This window comes from Pseudoxanthomonas sp. 3HH-4 (assembly GCF_006716465.1).
GTDB lineage: Bacteria > Pseudomonadota > Gammaproteobacteria > Xanthomonadales > Xanthomonadaceae > Pseudoxanthomonas_A.
The window spans coordinates 1,552,351-1,573,054 of the sequence record NZ_VFPB01000001.1 but is presented as its reverse complement, the minus strand read 5'-3'; the positions used below and the strand labels follow the sequence as shown (position 1 = coordinate 1,573,054).

The window sequence follows — 20,704 nt, the reverse complement described above, 5'->3', positions numbered from 1 at the left end:
CGACCATGCGTGCCTGTAGCGCAGATCAGAACCGCCGTGCAGGATCGTGCGGGGTCGCGCCGCGTCCCGGCTTACATCGTGTGGGTAGGCTTCTCGCCGCCGAGGCTGCCCGCCAGCATCGTTTCGATGCGGTTCTTGATGGCTTCGCCTTCAGTGTTCTCGGCGAACTGCACGCCGATGCCGGCAGCGCGGTTGCCCTGGGCCCCGATGGGCGTCACCCACACTACCTTGCCGGCGACTGGCAGACGGTCACTGGATTCCGGCAGCGTAAGCAGCAGGAAGACCTCATCGCCGAGGAAATAACGCTTGGGCGTGGGCACGAAGATGCCGCCGCCTTTCACGAACGGCATGTAGGCGTTGTACAGCGCGGCCTTGTCTTTCACTGCCAGCGACAGGATGCCCTGCCGTCCACCTGCTGCATTCATTCCCCGTCTCCATGCGTGTCGGTCATCCGCGCCGCGCCCCGACAGCGCGACCGCGGTCGCTGCCGGCCCAGGCCAGCAGCAGTTCCACCATGGCCAGATCGCCGCGTACCGTGGTCCGCAGCAGATCGCGGGTGCGGTTGGCGGCATCGAACCAGGTGGCCAGCTTGTTCAATCGGGCCGGATCGGTCAAGCCGACGGTGCCGGCCTGCTCCAGCGCGAGGTCGGCCGCATGTCGCAGCCGCGCATCGGCCAGTTCATCGTTGGCCCAGCGCTGCGCGGTTTCCACCACGCCGATCTCGCCTTTCTCCAGCCGCTGCAGATCGCGTGCCACCGCCTCGCGCAGCGCCAACCCATCGTTGCGCAGCCAGTCGTCCGCCAGGCCGGGGTGGCCACGCGCAGCGTCCAGCGCGCGTGCCGCATCGGCAGCAGCGTGGCCTTGCGACTGCAGCCACGCCAGCGCTTCGTCACGCTGGGGTAGCCGGAACTCGATGCGCTGGCAACGGCTGCGGATGGTGGCCGGCAGGCGTGCGGGCTGCGCGCTGACCAGCCACAGATAGCGCTCCGGCGCAGGCTCTTCCAGCGTCTTCAACAGGGCATTGCAGGCCGAGCGATTGATCGCATCGGCCGGATCGATCAGCGCCACCTGCGCACCGCCGTACTGCGGCGTCAGCGCCAGTTTCTGCGACACCTCGCGGATCTGGTCGATGACGATCTCGGAGCGCAGCTTGCTGCCGTCCTTGGTGGCGACAAATGAAATGACCTGCAGATCCGGATGCGTACCCGCGTCGATCAGGCGCGTGCTGCGGTCGCCCGGCGCAGGTTCGCCGTTTGCGTCGCGCTGCTGCGCGAGCACGCGGCGGGCCAGGCGATCCAGCACGGCCCGCTTGCCCAGGCCGGCGGGACCGCAGACCAGCAGGCCGTGGCCAAGGCGACCCGACGCCAGCGCCGCGACGGCGTGGTCGTAGGCGCGCTGCTGCCAGGGCGAGAACGCGGCGGTCGCAGCGAGAGTGCTCATGCGAGGTCGCTGTCCGTCAGCGTGCGCAGGTAGGCGGCAATGGCGTCATCGACGGTGGCGCCGACGCCGGCCGGCGGCTGCGCGGCATCGATCACGCGGAAACGCTGCGGCTCGGCAGCGGCACGCGCGCGGAAGCCGGCGCGCACGCGCTCGAAGAAATCGTCCTGCTCGCTTTCGATGCGGTCCGGCCACAGGTCACGACCCGCGGTACGCGCGCGGCCTTCGCGCACATCCAGGTCCAGCAGCAACGTCAGGCCGGGCTTCAATCCCACTGCCCGACGCTCGAGCGCCGCGATCCACTCGGGGTCCAGTCCACGGCCCGCCCCTTGGTACGCATAGCTGGAATCGGTGAAACGGTCGCTGACCACAAACGCGCCACGCCGCAGCGCCGGACGCACCACCTCACGCACATGCTGCGCGCGCGAGGCGAACATCAGCAGCAGTTCGGTCTCGGCGGCCAGCGCTTCGTCCTGCGGATTGAGCAGCAGCTCACGGATGCGTTCTGCCAGCGGCGTGCCGCCAGGTTCGCGCGTCAGCACCACCTCGTGACCTTCGGCCTGCAGACGGTCGCGGATGGCCGCGATGGCGCTGGTCTTGCCAGCACCCTCGCCGCCTTCCAGCGTGATCAGGCGCGGCTGCGACAGCAGGGCCTCGCTCATGGCGCTTCCGCCTTGCGCAGGGTTTCGCGACGCGTGACCAGGTAACGCGCGACCGCAGCATTGTGCTCGGCGAGCGTGGCCGAGAAGATGTGCCGGCCGCTGCCGTCGCCGACGGCGACGAAGTACAGCGCGTCGCCGTCCGCCGGATTCACCGCCGCCCGCAGTGCGTCCACGCCGGGCATGGCGATGGGCGTCGGCGTCAGGCCCTTGCGGGTGTAGGTGTTGTACGGCGTGTCGGTGGTCAGGTCACGACGGCGGATGTTGCCGTCGTAGCTGCTGCCGATGCCGTAGATGACGGTGGGATCGGTCTGCAGCGGCATGCCGATCTTCAGGCGCCGCGCAAATACGCCGGCAATGGCCGGACGTTCCTCGGCGATGCCGGTTTCCTTCTCGATGATCGACGCCAGGATCAGCGCCTCTTCCGCCGACTGCAGCGGGATGTCCTGCGCGCGCGCCTGCCAGGCGGCATCGACGGCCTTCTCCATCGCCGCATACGCACGCTTGAGCACGTCGAGGTCGGTTTCGCTGCGCGTGTAGACGTAGGTCTCTGGCAGGAAGCGGCCTTCCGGATGCTGCCCTTCACGACCGAGCGCCGCCATCAGCTCCGCATCGCTCATCTGCGCGGTCTCCTGCTGCAGGGGCGTGGCGTTGCGCAGCGCGGCGCGCACCTGGCGGATGTTCCAGCCCTCGACGAGGGTGAAACGGTACTGCAGCGTGCGCCCTTCGCGCATGCGTTGCAGCAGTTCGCGCGGGGTGAGCGCCGGGTCCAGCGCGTACTCGCCCACCTTGAGCTGGCTGGCGGTGTTGGTCTCGCGCGCGAGCAGGCGCCATTGCAGGTCGGTGCCGTGCGACACGCCTTGTTCGCGCAGCTTGCGCAGCACGGTCGGGAAGGCATCGCCGCTGGCGACCTCCAGTGTGGCGTCGGCGCTGACGCCCCCCATCGCGGTATCGGCGAACCCGCGGTGGCCCTGCCACAGCCAGAACGCCGCGCCGGCCACCAGGGCCACCAACAGGAGGAAGGTGATGACGATGAAGCGGCAACCGCGCTTGAGAGCTGACGCCACGTAGTCCTCGGTGCTTGAAGCAGGCTGTGCAGGATACCCGGTCGCCGTCTCAGGCTGTAGGCGCGGCCTGATCAGCCGCAGCTGTGCATCCCTTCTCCCCATACATGGGGAGAAGGCAACAGCAATCAGCCTTCCAGCGCCTTCAGTACGCCCCGGGCCTTGGCGCGGGTCTCGTCGAGTTCCTTGTCCGGCACCGAATCCGCGACGATTCCGGCCCCGGTGCGGAAGCGGGCCACGCTGCCAGCGCCGTCGGCCATGACCTCGGCGCTGCGGATCAGGATGTTCAGGTCCAGGTCGCCGTCGCGGTTCAGCCAGCCGAAGGCGCCCGTGTAGGCACCGCGGGGGGTCTGTTCCAACTCGGCGATGATCTGCATGCAGCGCACCTTCGGGCAGCCGGTGATGGTGCCGCCCGGAAAGGTGGCCCGGATGACCTCGCCGGGCGTGGCATCGGCGCGCAGGTGGCCGCGCACGTTGCTGACGATGTGGTGCACGTGCGCGTAGCTCTCCACCGTCATCAGTTCGTCCACCTGCACACTGCCGGGCGTGCAGACACGGCCCAGGTCGTTGCGTTCCAGGTCGATCAGCATGACGTGCTCGGCACGCTCCTTGGGATGCCCGACCAGCTCGCGGATGCGTGCGGCATCGTCGTCGCCCTCGAAGCGGGGCCGCGTGCCGGCGATCGGCCGCGTTTCCACCACTTCGCCGCGCACCGAGACCAGGCGCTCCGGCGACGAGCTCACCACGGTCCAGCCCGGCGTGGCGAACAGCCCGGCGAACGGTGCGGGGTTCGCGGTACGCAACCGGGCATACAGCGCGGCCGGATCCAGTCGCGTCTCGAAGCGCGCATGCCACGCACGCGAGAGATTGACCTGGAAAATGTCGCCGGCACGCAGGTAGTCGAGGATGCGCTCGACGCCGTCGGTGAAGCGCCGGGGTTCATCCTCGTCGATGCGTGCCGGCGACTGCCATGCCGGCAGTGGCAGCATGTGCGCCGCGCGTGCGACGTCATCGAGCGTGCGCGCCATCAACTCGCCCCGCCCCGCTTCCGCGACGATGACGCAGTCGCCCGTGCTGCGGTCGCGCAACACGGCGGCAGGGCATCGCAGTGCGAGCGCGACGGGTTGCGTGTCGGGTGCCTGGGGCAATCGCAGGACGGGTTCGACCTGCTGCGCCAGTTCGTAGGCCAGCAGGAGCGCCCAGCCGCCGCGGAACGGCCATCGCGGCTCTTCGCGCGGCGTGCGCTGCGCCTGCCAATGGCGATCGAGCGCGGCCAGGAAGTCACCCGCCTCCACATTGCGGTGCAGGTTGCGGGTGATCCCGTCCGCATCCAGGCGCAGCCCGGTGCCGTCGGCCACCAGCAGGAAATCCCAGCGTCCCTGCGCCGTGCCGGATGCGACGGATTCCAGCAGCACGGGGTAGCGTTGCGGATCCTGGCGATGCAGGGCCAGCAGGTCGGTGTCTGAGGGAAGCGCGCGGGTTTCGATCATGCCATCGTCGTTCCAGCGCAAGCTGGAACCCAAGTTGTTCTGCTCATTCAGCGAACCCGAAGCGAACATCAAGATGGATCCCGGCGTGCGCCGGGATGACGATCTCTTGCGCGCGGCGGATCAGATCCGCTTGAACACCAGCGTGCCGTTGGTGCCACCGAAGCCGAAGCCGTTCGACACGGCCACATCGATCCTCTTCTCACGCGCCGTATGTGGCACGTAGTCCAGATCGCAACCTTCGCCCGGTTCGTCCAGATTGATGGTCGGCGGGATGATGCCATGGTGGATGGCCAGCACGGAGAAGATGGCTTCCGCACCGCCCGCCGCACCCAGCAGGTGGCCGGTCATCGACTTGGTGGAACTGACCATGATCTTGTACGCGTGGTCGCCCAGCGCGCGCTTCATCGCCAGCGTTTCGGCCAGGTCGCCCAGCGGCGTGGAGGTGCCGTGCGCGTTGAGGTATTCCACCTGCTCGGCATTCAGGCCGGCGTCCTTCAACGCCGACAGCATGCAGCGCGACGGACCCTCGCCGTTCTCGCTGGGCGCGGTCATGTGGTACGCGTCCTGCGAGGCACCGAAGCCGGCCAGCTCGCAATAGATGCGCGCGTCGCGCGCCTTGGCGTGTTCGTATTCCTCCAGCACCAGGATGCCGGCACCGTCGCCCAGCACGAAGCCGTCGCGGTCCTTGTCCCACGGACGCGAAGCACGCGCCGGATCGTCGTTGCGGGTGGACATGGCCTTCATGGCGCAGAACCCGCCCACCGACGTCGGCGACGAGCCGCGTTCGGCGCCGCCGGCGATCATCACGTCGGCGTCGCCGTACTGGATGGTGCGCATGGCGATGCCGATCGAGTGGTTCGACGTGGCACAAGCCGATACGGCCGAATAGCCCGGCCCCTTCAGCCCCTTCATGATGCTGAGATGGCCCGGCAGCATGTTGATGATGGTGCTGGGAATGTAGAACGGGGAAATCTTGCGCGGGCCGCCTTCGTGCAGCTTCACCGCGGTTTCCTCGATGCCGAGGATGCCGCCGATGCCGGCGCCGATGATCGCGCCGATGCGCTCGGCGTTGGCCTCGGTCACTTCCAGCCCGGAATCGTCCATCGCCATCAGCGACGCGGCCAGTCCGTAGTGGATGAACGAGTCCATCTTCTTCACGTCCTTCGGCGAAACGAAGGCGGTGGGCTCGAACCCGCGGATCTCGCCCGCGATCTTCGTGCTGTAGCCCTCGGTATCGAAGGTGGTGATCGGGCCCAGGCCCGACCGTCCGTTGACGATGCCGTCCCAGCTGCTGGCCATGTCATTGCCCAGGGGGGACACCAGGCCCATGCCGGTGATGACGACGCGACGACGCTGGCTCATATCGGATTCCTCATGCGATCTTGCGGCCGCGCCCTACGCGGGCGCATGGGGGCCGGATACGCGCGGGGCCGCATGCGCGGCCCCGACACGGTTTGCTGCAGGTGCGGGACTTACGCCTTGACGTGCGCCTTGACGTAATCGATGGCCTGCTGCACCGAAGTGATCTTCTCGGCTTCCTCGTCCGGAATTTCGCATTCGAACTCTTCTTCCAGCGCCATCACCAGTTCAACGGTGTCCAGCGAGTCGGCGCCCAGGTCATCGACGAACGATGCGCTGGTGGTGACTTCCTCTTCCTTCACGCCGAGTTGTTCGACGACGATTTTCTTGACGCGTTCTTCGATGCTGCTCATGGATTCGCTCCAGACGGAGATGGGTGACTTGTTGGATTCTGCCGACGCGGCGCGAAGGCAAACCGGGGATAGTGTAGTGGAAACCGGCGACGGCGGGCAGGTATCGCCAATCGCCACCGAATCAACCACTTACAGCTAATTCTTTAGGGCATGTACATGCCGCCGTTGACGTGCAGGGTCTCACCGGTGATGTAGCCGGCCGCCGGCCCTGCGAGGAAGGCGACCGCATTCGCGATGTCGGCCGGCTCGCCCAGGCGGCCCAGCGCGATCTGTTCGCCGAGCGCCTTCTTCGTTTCTTCGGGCAGGTCCTTGGTCATGTCCGTGGTGATGAAGCCGGGAGCGACCACGTTGACGGTCACGCCACGGCTGCCGATCTCCTTCGCCAGCGACTTGGAGAACGCGATGATGCCGGCCTTGGCGGCGGCGTAGTTCGCCTGCCCTGCGTTGCCGGTGACGCCGATCACCGAGGCGATGTTGATGATGCGGCCCTTGCGTGCCTTCATCATGCCTCGCATCACCGCCTTGGACGTGCGGTAGACGCTGGTGAGGTTGGTATCGAGGATGGCCTGCCAGTCCTCGTCCTTCATGCGCATCAGCAGGTTGTCGCGGGTGATGCCGGCGTTGTTGACCAGGATGGAGATGCCGCCGAATTCCTTTGCGATGGCATCGATCAGGACATCGACCGCCGCACCATCGGTGACGTTGAGTTCGCGGCCGTGGCCACCGGATGCGGCCATCCGTTCACCGATGGCCTGCGCCCCGGAGGCGGTGGTCGCGGTGCCGATGACGGTGGCGCCCTGGGCCGCCAGGGTGTCCGCGATCGCGGCGCCGATGCCGCGGCTCGCGCCGGTGACCAATGCGATTTCACCCTGCAGGGGCTTGCTCATGATGATGTCCTCGGAACGGCTCCGCGCAAGCGCGGAAGGTCAGGATAAGGGAAAGAAGCCGCGCGGGCGTCAGGCCTGCCAGTCGGCAAGCGCGCCCTGGAAGTCGCCCACGCCGCCGATAGCGCGCGCGTCCAGGCCCTTGTCGATGCGCTTCACCAACCCGGTGAGCACCTTGCCGGGGCCGCATTCGGCGATACGGGTGGAACCGTTGGATGCCAGCACCTGCACGCATTCGGTCCAGCGTACCGGCAGGTACAACTGGCGAACGAGTGCATCGCGGATGGCAGCGACATCGCCCTGCACCTTCGCATCGACGTTCTGCACGACGGGCAGCGATGGGGCGCGCCAGCCGAGACCCGCCATCACCTCGGCGAGGCGATTGGCCGCTTCGCGCATCAGCGGCGTATGCGACGGCACGCTGACCGCCAGCTTCACCACCTTGCGGATGCCGCGCTCGGTAAGCAACGCGATCGCACGATCGACCGCTTCGGCGTCGCCGCCGATCACGATCTGGCCCGGCGAGTTGAAGTTGGCGGGTACGACGACCTTGCTGTCGGAAGCCTGCGTGCAGACCTCCGCCACCATTGCATCCTCTGCGCCGAGCACGGCGGCCATCGCACCTACACCCGCCGGCGCTGCATCCTGCATCAGCTGGCCACGCAGGCGCACGAGGTGCGCGCCATCGTTCAGCGACAACGCTCCCGCCGCCACCAGCGCAGTGTACTCACCGAGGCTGTGGCCGGCGAGCTGCGACGGCTGCAGGCCGCCCTGCTGCTGCCATGCGCGCCACACAGCAATGCCGGCTGCGAGCAGCGCCGGTTGCGTGTATTCGGTCCGGTTGAGCATTTCCTCGGGGCCGCCCTGCGACAGTGCCCACAGGTCGACACCGGCACCCTCGGACGCTTCGGCGAACGTCTCGCGCACGATCGGATGCAGTTCGGACAGCTCGGCCAGCATGCCGACCGACTGCGAGCCCTGGCCCGGGAAGACGAAAGCGAGTTGCGTGGAAGTCACTCGGACACCCTGCGTGAAATCAGGCGGCGATGATACGGGCGAACCCGCTCGATTGTCTGTACCGGTGCGTATGCGCATGCGACGCCGCGTCGCACGCAGCAACGCCATGTGCAACGGAAACGCAGCGCCGGAAACGAAGAAGGCGATGCCTCCCGGCATCGCCTTCCATCGTCGCAGGGGTGCGGACCTCAATAGCGCAGCAGCACCGAGCCCCAGGTGAAGCCGCCGCCGAACGCTTCCAGCAGCAGCAACTGGCCACGTTCGACGCGGCCCGACCGGACGGCCGCATCCAACGCCAGCGGCACGGACCCGGACGATGTGTTGCCATGCTTGTCGACGGTCACGATGACCTGGTCCATCGACATGTCCAGCCGCTTGGCGGTGGCTTCGATAATGCGCAGGTTGGCCTGGTGCGGGATCAGCCAATCCAGGGCGTGCTTGTCCAGGCCGTTGGCCTCGAGCGTCTCATCGACCACGCTGTCGAGCGCCTTCACCGCATACTTGAAGACGTCGTTGCCCTTCATGTGGATGCGGATGCCGTTGTTCGGCTCGTCCGGCTTGAAGCCGGCCGACACGCCGACCGGGTTCCACAGCAGTTCCTTCTTGCTGCCATCGGCATGCAGATGGGTGCTGAGGATGCCGGTATCGCCGTCGGCCTTCAGGATGGCCGCGCCGGCACCGTCGCCAAACAGCACGCAAGTGGTGCGCTCGGTCCAGTCGACGATGCGGCTGAGCGTCTCGGTGCCGATGACCAGGGCCGTCTTCGCATCGCCGCAGCGGATGAACTTGTCGGCCACGCTGAGGGCGTAGATGAAACCCGAGCAGGCCGCATTGACGTCCAGCGCCGCGCAGCCCGCGATACCCAGCCGCGCCTGGATCAGGCAGGCGGTCGAGGGGAAGATGAGGTCGGGCGTGGTGGTGCCCACCACGATCAGGTCGATCTCGGAGGCATCGACGCCGGCTGCTTCGAGGGCGCGGAGCGCCGCCTGGTAGCCGAGGTCGCCAGCGGTTTCGCCTTCGGCAGCGATGTGCCGCTCACGGATGCCGGTGCGGGACTGGATCCATTCGTCGCTGGTATCGACCAGCTTCGACAGGTCTTCGTTGGTCAGCACCTTTTCGGGCAGATAGCTGCCCGTACCGGCGATGCGCGCGTAAATGCGCCCCTTGTTACCCGGCTCGCTCATGCACGCTCCCATTGCCGGCCCGACGAAGGGCCCTGGTTGTCATTGATCATGCGGGAAGCGCGCCCTGCGGGAGGGCGCGCCGCACGGATCAATCTTCTTCGACGGCCGTCGTTTTGGTGGCGATGACCTTCTTGCCGCGGTAGTAACCGTCGGCGGTCACATGGTGGCGCAGATGGATCTCGCCCGTGGTCGGGTCGGTCGACAGCTGCTTGGCGGTCAGCGCGTCGTGCGAACGACGCTGGCCACGACGGGACGGGGTGACGCGGGATTTCTGCACAGCCATGGGATTGCTCCAGCTCTTGTATCTGTTGGTGAACCTTGCGGTTCGTATTGCCAGACCGCCGTAGCGGCTAGTTCTTCTTCAGCGAGGCCAGCGCCGCGAACGGACTGGTCTTCGCCACCTCTTCTTCGTCAGCGGCCCACTCACGTTCGACCGCCTCTGACATCGGATCCACGGGCACCACCGGCACGGCCAGGACCAGCTCGTCCTCCACCAGGTCGGCGGGGCGAAGCATGCCGTCCTCCGGCACCAGCAGGGCCTCGTAGCCCGGTGGCAGCGCGGATTCCTCATCCTCGCTGCGCACCAGCCCCAGCCGCTGCTCGACCGTCACCGGCAGCACGAACCGCTTCAGGCTGCGCTGGCATACCAGCGGCAGTTCCGCTTCGATCCGCAACCCGATGAAAGGCACCTGCAACGCGTCGCGATCGAACTCGATCACGTAACGCACCTCGCCCTCGGTATCGACCAGAAGGCCCTGCAATCGGGTCATGGAGGACAGCGGCAGGCGGCCTTCAAAGCTGCGCCGGGCCGCGACCATGCGCCAAGCATCCAACATCTCGGGCGTATTCGCGGACATAAGCCGCTGAATGTTAAGGATGAAGGACCGAACTGTCAAACCACCCCCTCCGACGAGGATGGCTTGCCGGGCGCCCCGCCGCCCGTCAGACTCCCCCGCCCGCCCCTGCCGGTCACCCAACGCCATGCCGCTGATGCTTGCCTCGACTTCCCGCTACCGCCGCGAACTGCTGGAGCGGCTGCGCGTGCCGTTCCATATCGCGCGCCCGGAAGTGGACGAAGCGCTGCTGGACGGCGAATCCGTGCCGGCCATGGCCAGCCGCCTGGCCCGGGCCAAGGCCGATGCCATCGCCCACCAGCACCCGGGCAGCTGGATCATCGGCGCGGACCAGGCTGCCGAACTCGACGGACAGCCTCTCGGCAAACCCGGCCAGCGCGAGGCCGCCATCGCCCAACTGACCGCGATGTCGGGCCGGGAGGTCCGCTTCCACACGGCCGTGTGCCTGGTACGCGATGAACAAGTCCTGCAGGCGCAGGATGTCACCACCGTGCGCTTTCGCCACCTGGATTCTGCCGAGATCGAGCGATACGTGGACGCGGAGCAGCCCTTCGACTGCGCGGGAAGCTTCAAGTCGGAAGGGTTCGGCATCGCGTTGTTCGATGCCATCGAATCGTCGGACCCTACCGCCCTGGTCGGCCTGCCCCTGATCGCGGTGGCGCGGATGCTGCGCGAGGCCGGCTTCGAACTTCCCTGAAGCGCGTCACTGCACCACGACGGGCCGTTCCGCCCACGTTTCCACGCTGCCGTCTCCGCCGGTCACCCGCAACCCCAACCAATGCCGGCCCGTCGGCAACGTGCCGACGTCCACCTCGACATTGAACTGCACCCGCGGCATGCGCGGATCGCGCGAGGCGCCCTTCAGGAAAACGGTCAGCCAGTCATTGGCGATGGCGTCCTTGGCTTCGGCGACGACCCGGCCGTCCATCAGCACTTCCACCTTCGTCACGCCCACCACATCCTTCACGGCCCAGCCTCCCACGCTGAAGCGCCGGCCGACAGTGGCACCCGCTTCCGGCATGTCGATGTTGGCGACGACCGGCGTGATGCATTCGCCGCCCGCAGTTTGTGCGGGCAGCGCGAACAGCAGGAAACGGCGCGCGCCGTGATCGATGTTCACCGCTTTCGCCGGCGGCAACGGCCCCACCACGGCGCACAGGCGCTGGTAGTGCGCGAGCAATGCGCTGAACTTCACGTCGGTGGCGGCGACCACCAGCAAGGTGGGCGCGCTGCGCTTGCCATCGTGCTCCAGGCCCCACAACTGGAGCTGGGGTGCCCGCCCGTGCTTGCGATTCAATGGATGATCCAGGGTCGGGATATCCGCGTCACCCAGCGCGAAGCCGAGTTCGGCGCCGGTCTTGAAGCTGTCCGCGAGCAGCACGGTCCCCTCGGGCAGCCCTGCCTGGGCCTTGCGTACTTCCGCTGCCAGCGTGTCCCAGCCAGCGAAGTTCTCGGGGTAATACTTGCTGCCGGCCATCTGCGTGCGCAGTCCAGGCAGCGATACCACGACGTAGTAACCCAGCATCAGCATCGCACCGATCCCGGCGAGCCCCCAGGTCGCTTTCCGCCGCACGGGAGACCACGCACGCAACAGAAGCGGCACCACCACGACAAGGGCGAGATAGCCCGGCAACGGCCAATGGAAACTGACGCGTTCGTTGTCGGCGAAGAAGCCGATGAGGAAGAAACCAAGCGTGGAGATCGCGCCGAGCAGCGCGAAATAGCGCCAAGCGGTGCCGGCCTCTTTGCCACCGCGCAAGCCGCGCAGCGAAACGACGAGCATGGCCCAGAACAGCAACGGTGTGACCATCGCCGCCTGCACCAGCAGGAAGCGTGCGCCATCACCGTGGAAGGCCCAGGGATGGCGATCAAGCAACTGGAAACGCAGGCCGGCATCGGCGTATTCGAGGTTCCACGCGAGCAATGGCGCCCAGGCGAGCAGGCCCACCGCAAGCGCAACCCAGACCCGCGCATCACGGAGCACCTTCCGGCCCTCGGGCAACCACAGCAGGGCGACCAGACCCACGCCGATCACGCCCACGAAACGGTAGTGGCTCAGCGCGCCCAGCATCAGTCCAAACGCCAGTTCGGTCGCGGACATCGCATCGACTTCACGCAGCAGGCGTGCACCGGCATCGGCGCAGAGCACGGTTGCGACCGCCATCGGCACATCCGGCAACGCCAGCAGGCCCAACGTGCCCGACAGCGGCATCAGCACGGTCAGCAAGGCCGCCTGCCATCCCACTGCAGCACCAAACCAGTGTGCTGCGCTCCGGGCCACCAGCCATGGCAGCACCGCCGCCAACAGCAGGAAGGGCGCGCGCACCGCCAGTACGTGATGTCCGCCGAACTCGGTTCCGAGGCGCGTCAACCATGCGGTCAATCCCGGCAGGTCGGAATACGCCGCCGCCAGATGCTGGCCTTCCTGCCAGTAGAACGCTTCGTCCACGAACAACGGCAAGCGTGCGGCGATCGCGATCTTGACGACCGTCACGATTGTCCACACCGCAAGGAACCATCGGCGCGCGCGTTGTTCTTCTTCCATCTCGCTACACTTCCCTGAAACCATGATCGGAAACCGAGAGCGCGATGTCCGCCATTCCCAGCACCCGCCCTATGCTATCCGAAGGCTTGGCCGACGCCCTCAAACGCGCCCAGGCACAGGTCAACTCGCTGGTGCTGGGCAAAGTCCATGAAGTCCGCCTCGCCTTTGTGGCGCTGCTCTCCGATGGCCATCTGCTGATCGAGGACCTGCCGGGGCTCGGCAAGACCACGCTGGCGCACGCACTGGCGGCCACGCTGGGCCTGACGTTCCAGCGCGTGCAGTTCACTTCGGACCTGTTGCCGGCTGATGTCCTCGGCGTGTCGGTTTACGATGTCCAAGCGCGTGCCTTCAGCTTCCATCCGGGACCGGTCTTCACCAACGTGCTGCTGGCCGACGAGATCAACCGCGCGCCTCCGCGCACGCAAAGCGCGCTGCTGGAAGCCATGGCGGAACACCAGGTCACCCTGGATGGCGTGACCCACGCGTTGCCGGAGCCTTTCTTCGTGATCGCCACGCAGAATCCCGTGGACCTCTCCGGCACCTATCCGTTACCGGATTCGCAACTGGATCGCTTCCTGCTGCGGCTGGCCCTCGGATATCCGAATGCGGAATCCGAGCGCGCGCTGCTGGCCGGCACCGACCGGCGGATGATGATCGCGCAGGCGATGCCGCTCTTGTCGTCCGAAGAAGTGGTGGCGCTGCGGCAAGCCGTTGGCGAAGTGCATGCCAGCGATGCCCTGATCGACTACGTACAGGCGTTGCTGGCCCGCAGCCGGCAGCACCCCGGCGTGCGGGTCGGCCTGTCGCCGCGCGCGGGCATCGCCCTGCTGCGCGCTGCCCGAGCCTATGCGTTGTTGGTGGGCCGCAACCACGTGCTACCCGAGGACGTGCAGACACTGTTCCTGGCCGTGGCCTCCCACCGCATCGTCACTGAAGCCGAAACCGGTCAGGCGGTCGCGCTGACCAAGGCCATCCTGCACGCGGTGCCCGTGGACTGAGCATGGCAAGCACGCCGCGCGCACGCCTCGCCCGCCGCTTCGCCCGGCTGGCGCGACCCCGTCGACCAGAACCCCTGCCCGTGCAGCTGGACCGCCGGCGCATCTATGTGCTGCCCACGCGGTTCGGTCTTTTCTTCGCGGCGCTGGTATTCACGATGGCGCTGGGGGCGTTGAACTACAACAACAATCCGGGGTTGCTGCTGGCGCTGTTGCTGGGTGCCACGGCGATGGCCAGCCTGATCTTCGCGCACCTGCAACTGGCGGACCTGCGGATCGATGCGATCGCCGCCGACCCCGTCCCGGCAGGCACCCCGCTGCGGCTTCAAGTGGCGTTGTCTTCACGCGACGCGCGCGCGCGCCATGGCCTGCGCGTGGATGCCTGCGACAGGCACGTCTTCGCCATGCTGGCGCCATCTGACGGCGCCGTGGCGGAACTGTCACTTCCGACTCGGCAGCGCGGATGGTACGACCTCGACCGTATCCGCCTGTCCACCACCCAACCACTGGGACTCGCGCGCGCCTGGGCCTGGGTATGGCCCTCCTCCCCTCTGCTGGTCTACCCGACTCCCGAGCCGCAAGGTCCACCGCTGCCTGACATCTCGGGTGCCGGAAGCCGCACGCGCCCGCATCCCGGTGGCGAGGACGTGCACCAGTTGCGCAACTACCGTGCGGGCGATGCACGGCGTTCCATCGCATGGAAACCGTCGGCTCGGCAAGATCAGCTGCTGGTACGCGAATACGAACAGCCGCTTGGGCAGGAAGTGGAACTCGCATGGACCGCATTGCCATCGCTGCCGCACGAACACCGCATCCAGCGCCTGGCGCACTGGATCGAGCTTGCCGAACGCGAAGGTCGTCGGTACCGCCTGCTGCTGCCTGGCCAACCTCCGCTCGGTCCCGGCGCAGGCACCGCCCATCGACATCTTTGCCTGCGCGCGCTGGCGCTGATGCCCCATGCCGTCTCCTGAGCCCCTGGCGCTGGATCCGGCAAGTCGCCGATGGACGCTGGCGACGGCGGGCGTTTGCCTGTTCGCCCTGCTGATCCACCTGCCGCCCACCCTGGCGGCGGGCTTGGGCGCAACGGGCCTCATGCTCGCCTTCGTCTCATGGAAGCGTCCGCTGCCCGCACTTCTGCGTGCGCTGCTGGCCATCGCGATGGTGGTCGCCGTGATGGCCTTCGCCGGCATGCAGTTCGGCCGCGACACGGGTTGTGCGTTGCTGGCGGCGATGCTGGCCATCAAACCCACCGAAACCCGCAGCCTGCGAGACAACCGCAGCCTGCTGGGTTTCGCGCTGTTCGCACCTTTCGCTGCGTTCCTCCTCGACCAGGGACCAATGAGCATGGCCCTGGGGCTGGTCGGCGTATTGAGCGGCCTGGTCGCGCTGCATCGCCTTGCCGATGCCGAGGCGACCTCGCTCGCTGCCCCGGCGCGGCCCCTGCAGCAACTCCGCCAGGTCGGGAAACTCGTGCTGCTCGGTGTGCCGCTGGTGATGGCGGCATTCTGGCTTTTTCCGCGCTTTCCCACGCCGCTGTGGGGTGTGCCCGAGCGCGCGCTTTCCAAGCCCGGCCTGAGCGACGAAATGTCCCCCGGCGGCTGGCTGGACCTGATCGCCGACGACACCCCGGCCCTGCGCGTGCAGTTCTTCGGCGCAACGCCACCGACCTCCCAGATGTACTGGCGCGGCCCGGTGCTGGCCGACTTCGACGGGCGGACCTGGACCCGCGGCAATCCGCTGGCCGGCTGGCCGCCGGCACCAAGCACGCGTGCGCCTACTGTGTGGGACTACCAGATGGACGTGGAGCCTACCGACAATCGCGACCTGGTGATGCTGGACCTTCCAGTCGCCGCGCCGGAAGGCACCAGCCTGACACGCGACTACAGCGCGCGCACGCGACTTCCATTGAATGCGCTGAGCCGCTGGCGCGTTCAATCGTCGGCGCCGACCCGCTTCGATGTCCAACTGCCCGACGCGTTGCGCCGGCAGGCGCTGCAGCTGCCCGCCGGCTTCAACCCGAGGACGCGCGCGCTCGGCGCGCAATGGCGACGCGAGGCCGGTGGCAATGACGCCGTTCTGGTCGGGCGTGCACTGAACTGGATCCGCTCCAGCTTCGCCTACACGTTGAACACACCCTTTCCCGGGCGCGACACCGTCGATGAATTCCTCTTCGACCAGCAGGCAGGATACTGCGAGCACTTCAGTTCGGCCTTCGTCTTCCTGATGCGCTCCGGTGGCGTTCCGGCGCGCGTAGTCACTGGCTACACCGGTGGCACCTACAACCGGCTGGGCGATTACTGGATCGTCCGCAACATGGACGCGCATGCATGGGCCGAGGTCTGGCTGCCGCAGAGGGGCTGGGTTCGCGTGGACCCCACCGCTGCGGTCGCACCGGAGCGCATCTACGACACACTCGAGGACAGGCTTGGCGATGCCCGTGCCGGCGGCGCCGGATTGATCAGCATGGATGGCCTTGGCCAGGTGAGCGACTGGCTGCGCCGCGGCTGGAACGACATGGTGCTGGGGTTCGATGCCAGGCGGCAGGCGCGCATGCTGCAGCAGTTCGGTGCGCAGCGACTGGGTACATCCGGACTGGCCGCGCTGTTCGGCGTATTTGCAATGATCGCGGTGGGCTGGATGGCCTGGCTGCTGGCCCGAGGCGAGCGCCAGCGCGACCCGCTGCTGCGTGCCTGGCACCGCCTGGGGGCACGCTACGCCCGGCTGGGCCTGGGACGGGAACCACACGAGACAGCCGGCGCCTGGGCCCGCAGAGTGGCCACCCAGCGCCCCGAAGGCGCCGACTCGCTGGTTTCGCTCAGCCGGCGTTTCGCCGCAGCGCGCTACGCTGCGGATGAGGGGGACCACCGCGCACTGATCGAAGACCTGCGCCGGCACCGCCCATAACCCGCTGGAGACTGGCCATGAAACTTCGCTTCGCCGTTGTCGTCGCAGCCGCCGCGCTGCTCTCCGCCTGCGCTACGGCACCCGCGCCGCTGCAGGGCACTTTCACCCCGGTCAACCCGCGGGATTCCGTCGGTACGCCGCAGGTGGGGGCGCCGGTGCGATGGGGCGGCCGCATCATCAGTACCACCCCGGCCCAGAACGGCACCTGCTTCCAGCTTGTATCGCGTCCGCTCGCCGCCACCGGCCGGCCGCTGTCCTCGGCACCGGACGCGACCGATGGCCGCTTCATTGCGTGCCGCGCGGGTTTCTACGACCCGGCCGTGTTCTCCGAGGGTCGTGAGGTGACCTTCGTTGGCAAGATCGAGGGCTACGAAAGCACGCGCATCGGCGACTACGACTACCAGCTTCCCCGTGTCGCGGCGGACGTGGTGTATCTGTGGCCGGAAGTGCGCGAAGTGGAGGTCCGCCCCTACCCGTACTACGATCCCTTCTGGGGACCGCGCTGGGGCCGTTGGGGCTGGTGGTAATACCTCGCGCCGGGAAGGAAAAAAGCCGCTCTACGAGCGGCTTTTTTCTTGCGTGGTCGAAATGGCGGTCTTTCAGGCCTGCGTACCGAAGCGGCCCAGTGCCGCACCGGCAAGCAGATGCAGGTGGATGTGGAACACGGTCTGCCCTGCATCCTCGCGACAGTTCATGACCACCCGGTAGCCATTCCCGGCGAAGCCCTCCTGGCGTGCGTACTCCGCGGCGGCCAACGCCAGCTTGCCTATCAGGTGCGCCTGGTGCGGCTGCACGTCATCCAGCGTGGGGATGGCGTCGTTCTTCGGGATGAAAAGCACGTGCACGGGCGCCTGCGGTGCGATGTCCTTGAAGCCCAGCACCTCATCGTCCTCGTAGACGATGGCGGCGGGAATCTCGCGGCGGATGATCCTGGCGAAAATCGTGTCGGTCATGGTGCTTGCGCGTCCTCGTGTGAGTGCGGTCAGGTCATTTCACTGCGGCCGCCGAACGCGTGCGCCAGCGTGCCGCGGTCGACGTATTCCAGTTCGCCGCCCAGCGGCACGCCATGGGCAAGCCTGCTCGGACGCACGCTCTGCTGCCGCGCCAGCTGCGCCAGGTAGTGGGCCGTGGCTTCACCTTCGACGGTGGGATTGGTGGCGATGATCAGCTCGGTGACCTCGCCCTGCGCCAGCCGCGCCGACAGCGCATCCAGCCCCAGTTCGCGCGGTCCGATGCCGTCCAGGGGCGACAACCGGCCGTGCAGGACGAAGTAGACGCCGCGGTATCCCGTCGCCTGTTCGATCGCCAGGCGATCGGACGGTGACTCCACCACGCACAGCTGGTGACGGTCGCGACTGCCGCTCACGCAGAGCGTACAGACCTCACCTTCGGTGAAATCGCGGCACTGCACGCAATGACCGATATGGTCCAGCGCTTCAGCCAGCACGCCCGCCAGACGCTTGCCGCCGTCCCGCTCGCGATCGAGCAGGTGGTAGGCCATGCGCTGCGCTGTCTTTTGCCCCACTCCGGGCAGGACGCGCAGCGATTCGATGAGCTGTTCGAGCAACGGACTGGACATGATCGTCATCGGGACCGGCGATGGCGGGCGGGCCGCACAGGCCGGCCACGGTCGAACATCAGAACGGCAGTTTCATGCCCGGCGGCAATGGCATGCCGGACGTCGCTGCGCCCATGCGCGTCTTGGATTCAGCGTCGACCTTGTTGGATGCGTCATTGAACGCGGCTGCGATAAGGTCTTCGAGCATCTCCGCGTCGGACAGCAAAGAGGGGTCGATGCGTACCTTGCGGCATTCCTTGGCGCCGGTCAGGGTCACGCTGACCATGCCGCCGCCGGCATTGCCGGTCACTTCGAGCTTGGCGAGTTCTTCCTGGGCGCGCTGCAGGTTCTCTTGCATCTTCTGCGCCTGCTGCATCAGTTGGGCGATGTTTCCACGCATGTCGTGATCACTCTTCGTAAGGTCGGATGGAGTCCGGGACGAGCCTGGCGCCATGCTGCTGCATCAACTGCCGTACGTCCGGATGATTCATGAAGGTTTCTTCGGCCTCGCTCTGGCGTTCGTCGCGTTGCCGATGGCTGCGCTCCTTCAGCGTTTCGGCATCGCTCGCCGCCGTGGCGAACGCCAGGCGGGGAGCCACGCCGTAACGACTGGCGATGGCGTCGGCAAGCTCGCCGAGCGTGCGCTCGGAGCGCAGGTAATCGAAGCCACTGTCCAGCGCCAGCGTCATCGTGCCATTCGCGTAGCCCGCGAACGCGACATTGTCGACCAGTTGCTTGCCGACGCCCTTCAGCCCGCAGCTGCCCGCGAAGTGCAGCCACGCCTCGGCGTCGGTGATGCCGATGTCCGCGGGCATGGACGTGGCAGGTGACGGTTTCGTCTGCGCAGGAAGCCAAGGCGGCGCGTCCTCGGCGACAGGTGTCGCCATGCGCGGCGGAGTCGGAGCTTCTTCGCGCGCCATCTGTTGCGGCTGCGCCAGGGATTCGGGCGCAGGTGTCGTGCGAGCAGGGCTGGCAGTGGGTGCGGGGGCCGTGGTCTGGCCAGGCGCGGCCGTTGCCGTTGCCGCAGCGCGAGCATCGCCGCGCATTTCACCTGTTTGCGCTGGACGGAACGCCAGCATGCGCAGCACGCTCATCTCGAAGCCGGCGCGCCCGCTGGGCGCTAGATGCAGGTCGCGACGACCATTGATCGCCATCTGGTACCAGAGCTGGACCACTTCGGGCCGCAGCTGTCCGGCGAAAGCCTCGATATCGACCCCCTCCGCTTCCACACTGGCCGACGGCACCAGCTGTCGCACCTGGATGCGATGCAGCGCTTCGGCCACCGCATCCAGCACGCCAGCCCAGTCGGGGGAGAACTCCGCCAGCCGTGCGACCACCTGAAGCAATGCCTCGCCGTGGCCCTGCGCCAGCGCCGCCAGCATAGCGCTGACCTGGGTCCGGTCCACAGTGCCAAGCATGGTGCGCACACCATCCTCGCTGAGCGCGCCACCGGCATAGGCGATGGCCTGGTCGAGCAGCGATAGGCCATCGCGCAACGAGCCATCGGCCGCGCGTGCGAGTTGGGCGATGGCGGCGTTATCGGCTTCGATCGCTTCGGCGCCGAGGATCTTGGTCATCTGGCCGCGGATCTGTTCTTCATCGAGCCGCTTGAGGTTGAATTGCAGGCAGCGCGACAGCACGGTGACGGGCAATTTCTGAGGATCGGTGGTGGCGAGCAGGAACTTCACGTGCTCCGGCGGCTCTTCCAGCGTCTTCAGCAGCGCGTTGAACGCCGCCTTCGACAGCATGTGCACTTCGTCGATCAGGTAGACCTTGAACTTGCCGCGCGAAGGCATGTACTGCGCGTTCTCGATCACCTCGCGCACATCGTCCACGCCAGTGTTCGACGCGGCGTCGATCTCCAGCAGGTCGATGTAACGGCCGGCATCGATGTCGAGGCACGCCGCGCACTGGCCGCACGGGTCGGCGCTGGTGCCCTTCTCGCAGTTCAGCGATTTGGCGAAGATGCGCGCGATGGTGGTCTTGCCGACCCCGCGCGTACCGGTGAACAGGAAGGCATGGTGTACACGGCCGCTATCCAGCGCATTGGTGAGCGCGCGGACCACGTGTTCCTGGCCCACCAGTTCGGCAAAACGCTTGGGGCGCCACTTGCGGGCGAGGACGAGATAGGACATGCCGACATTGTGCCACGCCCCCGCCCGCCGTCTCTCCGCTCGCGGATGCTGCAAGGCTTCGCTTGTGGCCGGCCTCGGCGAAGGCTAGAATTCACGGCCCTGAAAGCGGCTCATGGCTGTGTTCAGGTCCCGGAGAGGTGTCCGAGTGGTTGAAGGAGCACGCCTGGAAAGTGTGTAAGCGTCTAAACCGCGCTTCGGGGGTTCGAATCCCCCTCTCTCCGCCAGATTCATCCATCCCGAGCCATCGGGATGAACGACGCAGCCGC

22 protein-coding genes and 1 tRNA gene are annotated in these 20,704 nt (G+C 67.2%); 6 read left to right on the top strand and 17 right to left on the bottom strand.

Going from position 1 to position 20,704, the window contains the following annotated elements; all coding sequences use genetic code 11:
* Positions 1 to 71 precede the first annotated feature (71 nt).
* From FB548_RS07260 to FB548_RS07205, 12 genes are all read right to left on the bottom strand, one after another.
* A complete protein-coding gene (locus FB548_RS07260; protein WP_142124016.1) occupies positions 72 to 425 on the bottom strand; it encodes a PilZ domain-containing protein in 354 nt (117 codons plus the stop codon).
* Positions 426 to 447: 22 nt separating this feature from the next.
* The gene (locus tag FB548_RS07255) at positions 448 to 1,440 is read right to left on the bottom strand and encodes a DNA polymerase III subunit delta' (protein WP_142124015.1); all 993 of its coding nucleotides are present in this window, start codon (positions 1,438 to 1,440) and stop codon (positions 448 to 450) included.
* A complete protein-coding gene (tmk, locus tag FB548_RS07250; RefSeq protein WP_142124014.1) occupies positions 1,437 to 2,099 on the bottom strand; it encodes a dTMP kinase in 663 nt (220 codons plus the stop codon). Before tmk ends, FB548_RS07255 begins: the two co-directional genes overlap by 4 nt.
* Positions 2,096 to 3,163: an endolytic transglycosylase MltG gene (gene mltG / locus FB548_RS07245; RefSeq protein ID WP_255470368.1), complete on the bottom strand. Its 1,068-nt coding sequence runs from the start codon at positions 3,161 to 3,163 to the stop codon at positions 2,096 to 2,098. Before mltG ends, tmk begins: the two co-directional genes overlap by 4 nt.
* Positions 3,164 to 3,288: 125 nt before the next feature.
* Positions 3,289 to 4,650: an aminodeoxychorismate synthase component I gene (locus FB548_RS07240; RefSeq protein ID WP_142124138.1), complete on the bottom strand. Its 1,362-nt coding sequence runs from the start codon at positions 4,648 to 4,650 to the stop codon at positions 3,289 to 3,291.
* 120 nt (positions 4,651 to 4,770) lie between these two features.
* The gene (gene fabF / locus FB548_RS07235) at positions 4,771 to 6,012 is read right to left on the bottom strand and encodes a beta-ketoacyl-ACP synthase II (protein ID WP_142124012.1); all 1,242 of its coding nucleotides are present in this window, start codon (positions 6,010 to 6,012) and stop codon (positions 4,771 to 4,773) included.
* A 110-nt stretch (positions 6,013 to 6,122) separates the two neighbouring features.
* Entirely contained in the window at positions 6,123 to 6,362 is a 240-nt protein-coding gene (acpP, locus tag FB548_RS07230; RefSeq protein WP_014161144.1) for an acyl carrier protein, read from the bottom strand.
* A gap of 143 nt (positions 6,363 to 6,505) precedes the next feature.
* Entirely contained in the window at positions 6,506 to 7,249 is a 744-nt protein-coding gene (gene fabG / locus FB548_RS07225; protein ID WP_142124011.1) for a 3-oxoacyl-ACP reductase FabG, read from the bottom strand.
* A 69-nt stretch (positions 7,250 to 7,318) separates the two neighbouring features.
* Positions 7,319 to 8,263, bottom strand: coding sequence for an ACP S-malonyltransferase (gene fabD, locus FB548_RS07220; RefSeq protein ID WP_142124010.1), 945 nt, complete (start codon positions 8,261 to 8,263; stop codon positions 7,319 to 7,321).
* Between the two features lie 188 nt (positions 8,264 to 8,451).
* Positions 8,452 to 9,447 carry a beta-ketoacyl-ACP synthase III gene (locus FB548_RS07215; RefSeq protein WP_142124009.1) on the bottom strand — a complete coding sequence of 332 codons (996 nt, stop codon included), beginning with the start codon at positions 9,445 to 9,447 and terminating at the stop codon, positions 8,452 to 8,454.
* A gap of 88 nt (positions 9,448 to 9,535) precedes the next feature.
* A complete protein-coding gene (rpmF, locus tag FB548_RS07210) occupies positions 9,536 to 9,730 on the bottom strand; it encodes a 50S ribosomal protein L32 (RefSeq protein ID WP_055942113.1) in 195 nt (64 codons plus the stop codon).
* A gap of 67 nt (positions 9,731 to 9,797) precedes the next feature.
* Positions 9,798 to 10,304, bottom strand: a complete 507-nt coding sequence (locus FB548_RS07205; RefSeq protein WP_142124008.1) for a YceD family protein — start codon at positions 10,302 to 10,304, stop codon at positions 9,798 to 9,800.
* 124 nt (positions 10,305 to 10,428) lie between these two features.
* Here FB548_RS07205 and FB548_RS07200 point away from each other — a divergent pair, with 124 nt between their 5' ends.
* On the top strand, positions 10,429 to 10,998 hold the full coding sequence (locus tag FB548_RS07200) for a Maf family nucleotide pyrophosphatase (RefSeq protein WP_142124007.1): 570 nt from the start codon (positions 10,429 to 10,431) through the stop codon (positions 10,996 to 10,998).
* A 6-nt stretch (positions 10,999 to 11,004) separates the two neighbouring features.
* Here the strand turns inward: FB548_RS07200 and FB548_RS07195 are convergent, their stop codons facing one another.
* A complete protein-coding gene (locus tag FB548_RS07195) occupies positions 11,005 to 12,846 on the bottom strand; it encodes a glycosyltransferase family 39 protein (protein WP_142124006.1) in 1,842 nt (613 codons plus the stop codon).
* Positions 12,847 to 12,890: 44 nt separating this feature from the next.
* Between FB548_RS07195 and FB548_RS07190 the strand changes: the two genes are divergently transcribed.
* Genes FB548_RS07190 through FB548_RS07175 form a run of 4 tightly spaced genes read left to right on the top strand, consistent with a single transcriptional unit; the run spans position 12,891 to position 17,272 of the window.
* A complete protein-coding gene (locus FB548_RS07190; RefSeq protein WP_255470363.1) occupies positions 12,891 to 13,844 on the top strand; it encodes an AAA family ATPase in 954 nt (317 codons plus the stop codon).
* Between the two features lie 2 nt (positions 13,845 to 13,846).
* Positions 13,847 to 14,812, top strand: a complete 966-nt coding sequence (locus FB548_RS07185) for a DUF58 domain-containing protein (RefSeq protein ID WP_142124004.1) — start codon at positions 13,847 to 13,849, stop codon at positions 14,810 to 14,812.
* On the top strand, positions 14,799 to 16,745 hold the full coding sequence (locus FB548_RS07180) for a DUF3488 and transglutaminase-like domain-containing protein (protein WP_142124003.1): 1,947 nt from the start codon (positions 14,799 to 14,801) through the stop codon (positions 16,743 to 16,745). Before FB548_RS07185 ends, FB548_RS07180 begins: the two co-directional genes overlap by 14 nt.
* 17 nt (positions 16,746 to 16,762) lie before the next feature.
* Positions 16,763 to 17,272: a Slp family lipoprotein gene (locus FB548_RS07175; protein ID WP_142124002.1), complete on the top strand. Its 510-nt coding sequence runs from the start codon at positions 16,763 to 16,765 to the stop codon at positions 17,270 to 17,272.
* Between the two features lie 72 nt (positions 17,273 to 17,344).
* On the opposite strand, the gene FB548_RS07170 is transcribed toward FB548_RS07175, so the two are convergent.
* Genes FB548_RS07170 through dnaX form a run of 4 tightly spaced genes read right to left on the bottom strand, consistent with a single transcriptional unit; the run spans position 17,345 to position 20,438 of the window.
* Positions 17,345 to 17,698: a histidine triad nucleotide-binding protein gene (locus tag FB548_RS07170; protein WP_142124001.1), complete on the bottom strand. Its 354-nt coding sequence runs from the start codon at positions 17,696 to 17,698 to the stop codon at positions 17,345 to 17,347.
* A 29-nt stretch (positions 17,699 to 17,727) separates the two neighbouring features.
* Positions 17,728 to 18,324, bottom strand: a complete 597-nt coding sequence (recR, locus tag FB548_RS07165) for a recombination mediator RecR (protein WP_142124000.1) — start codon at positions 18,322 to 18,324, stop codon at positions 17,728 to 17,730.
* Positions 18,325 to 18,382: 58 nt separating this feature from the next.
* Positions 18,383 to 18,703 carry a YbaB/EbfC family nucleoid-associated protein gene (locus FB548_RS07160; RefSeq protein ID WP_142123999.1) on the bottom strand — a complete coding sequence of 107 codons (321 nt, stop codon included), beginning with the start codon at positions 18,701 to 18,703 and terminating at the stop codon, positions 18,383 to 18,385.
* A gap of 7 nt (positions 18,704 to 18,710) precedes the next feature.
* On the bottom strand, positions 18,711 to 20,438 hold the full coding sequence (dnaX, locus tag FB548_RS07155) for a DNA polymerase III subunit gamma/tau (RefSeq protein ID WP_142123998.1): 1,728 nt from the start codon (positions 20,436 to 20,438) through the stop codon (positions 18,711 to 18,713).
* 131 nt (positions 20,439 to 20,569) lie between these two features.
* On the opposite strand from dnaX, the gene FB548_RS07150 reads away from it, so the two are divergent.
* A tRNA-Ser gene (locus FB548_RS07150) sits at positions 20,570 to 20,662 on the top strand.
* The last annotated feature ends 42 nt before the right edge of the window (positions 20,663 to 20,704 follow it).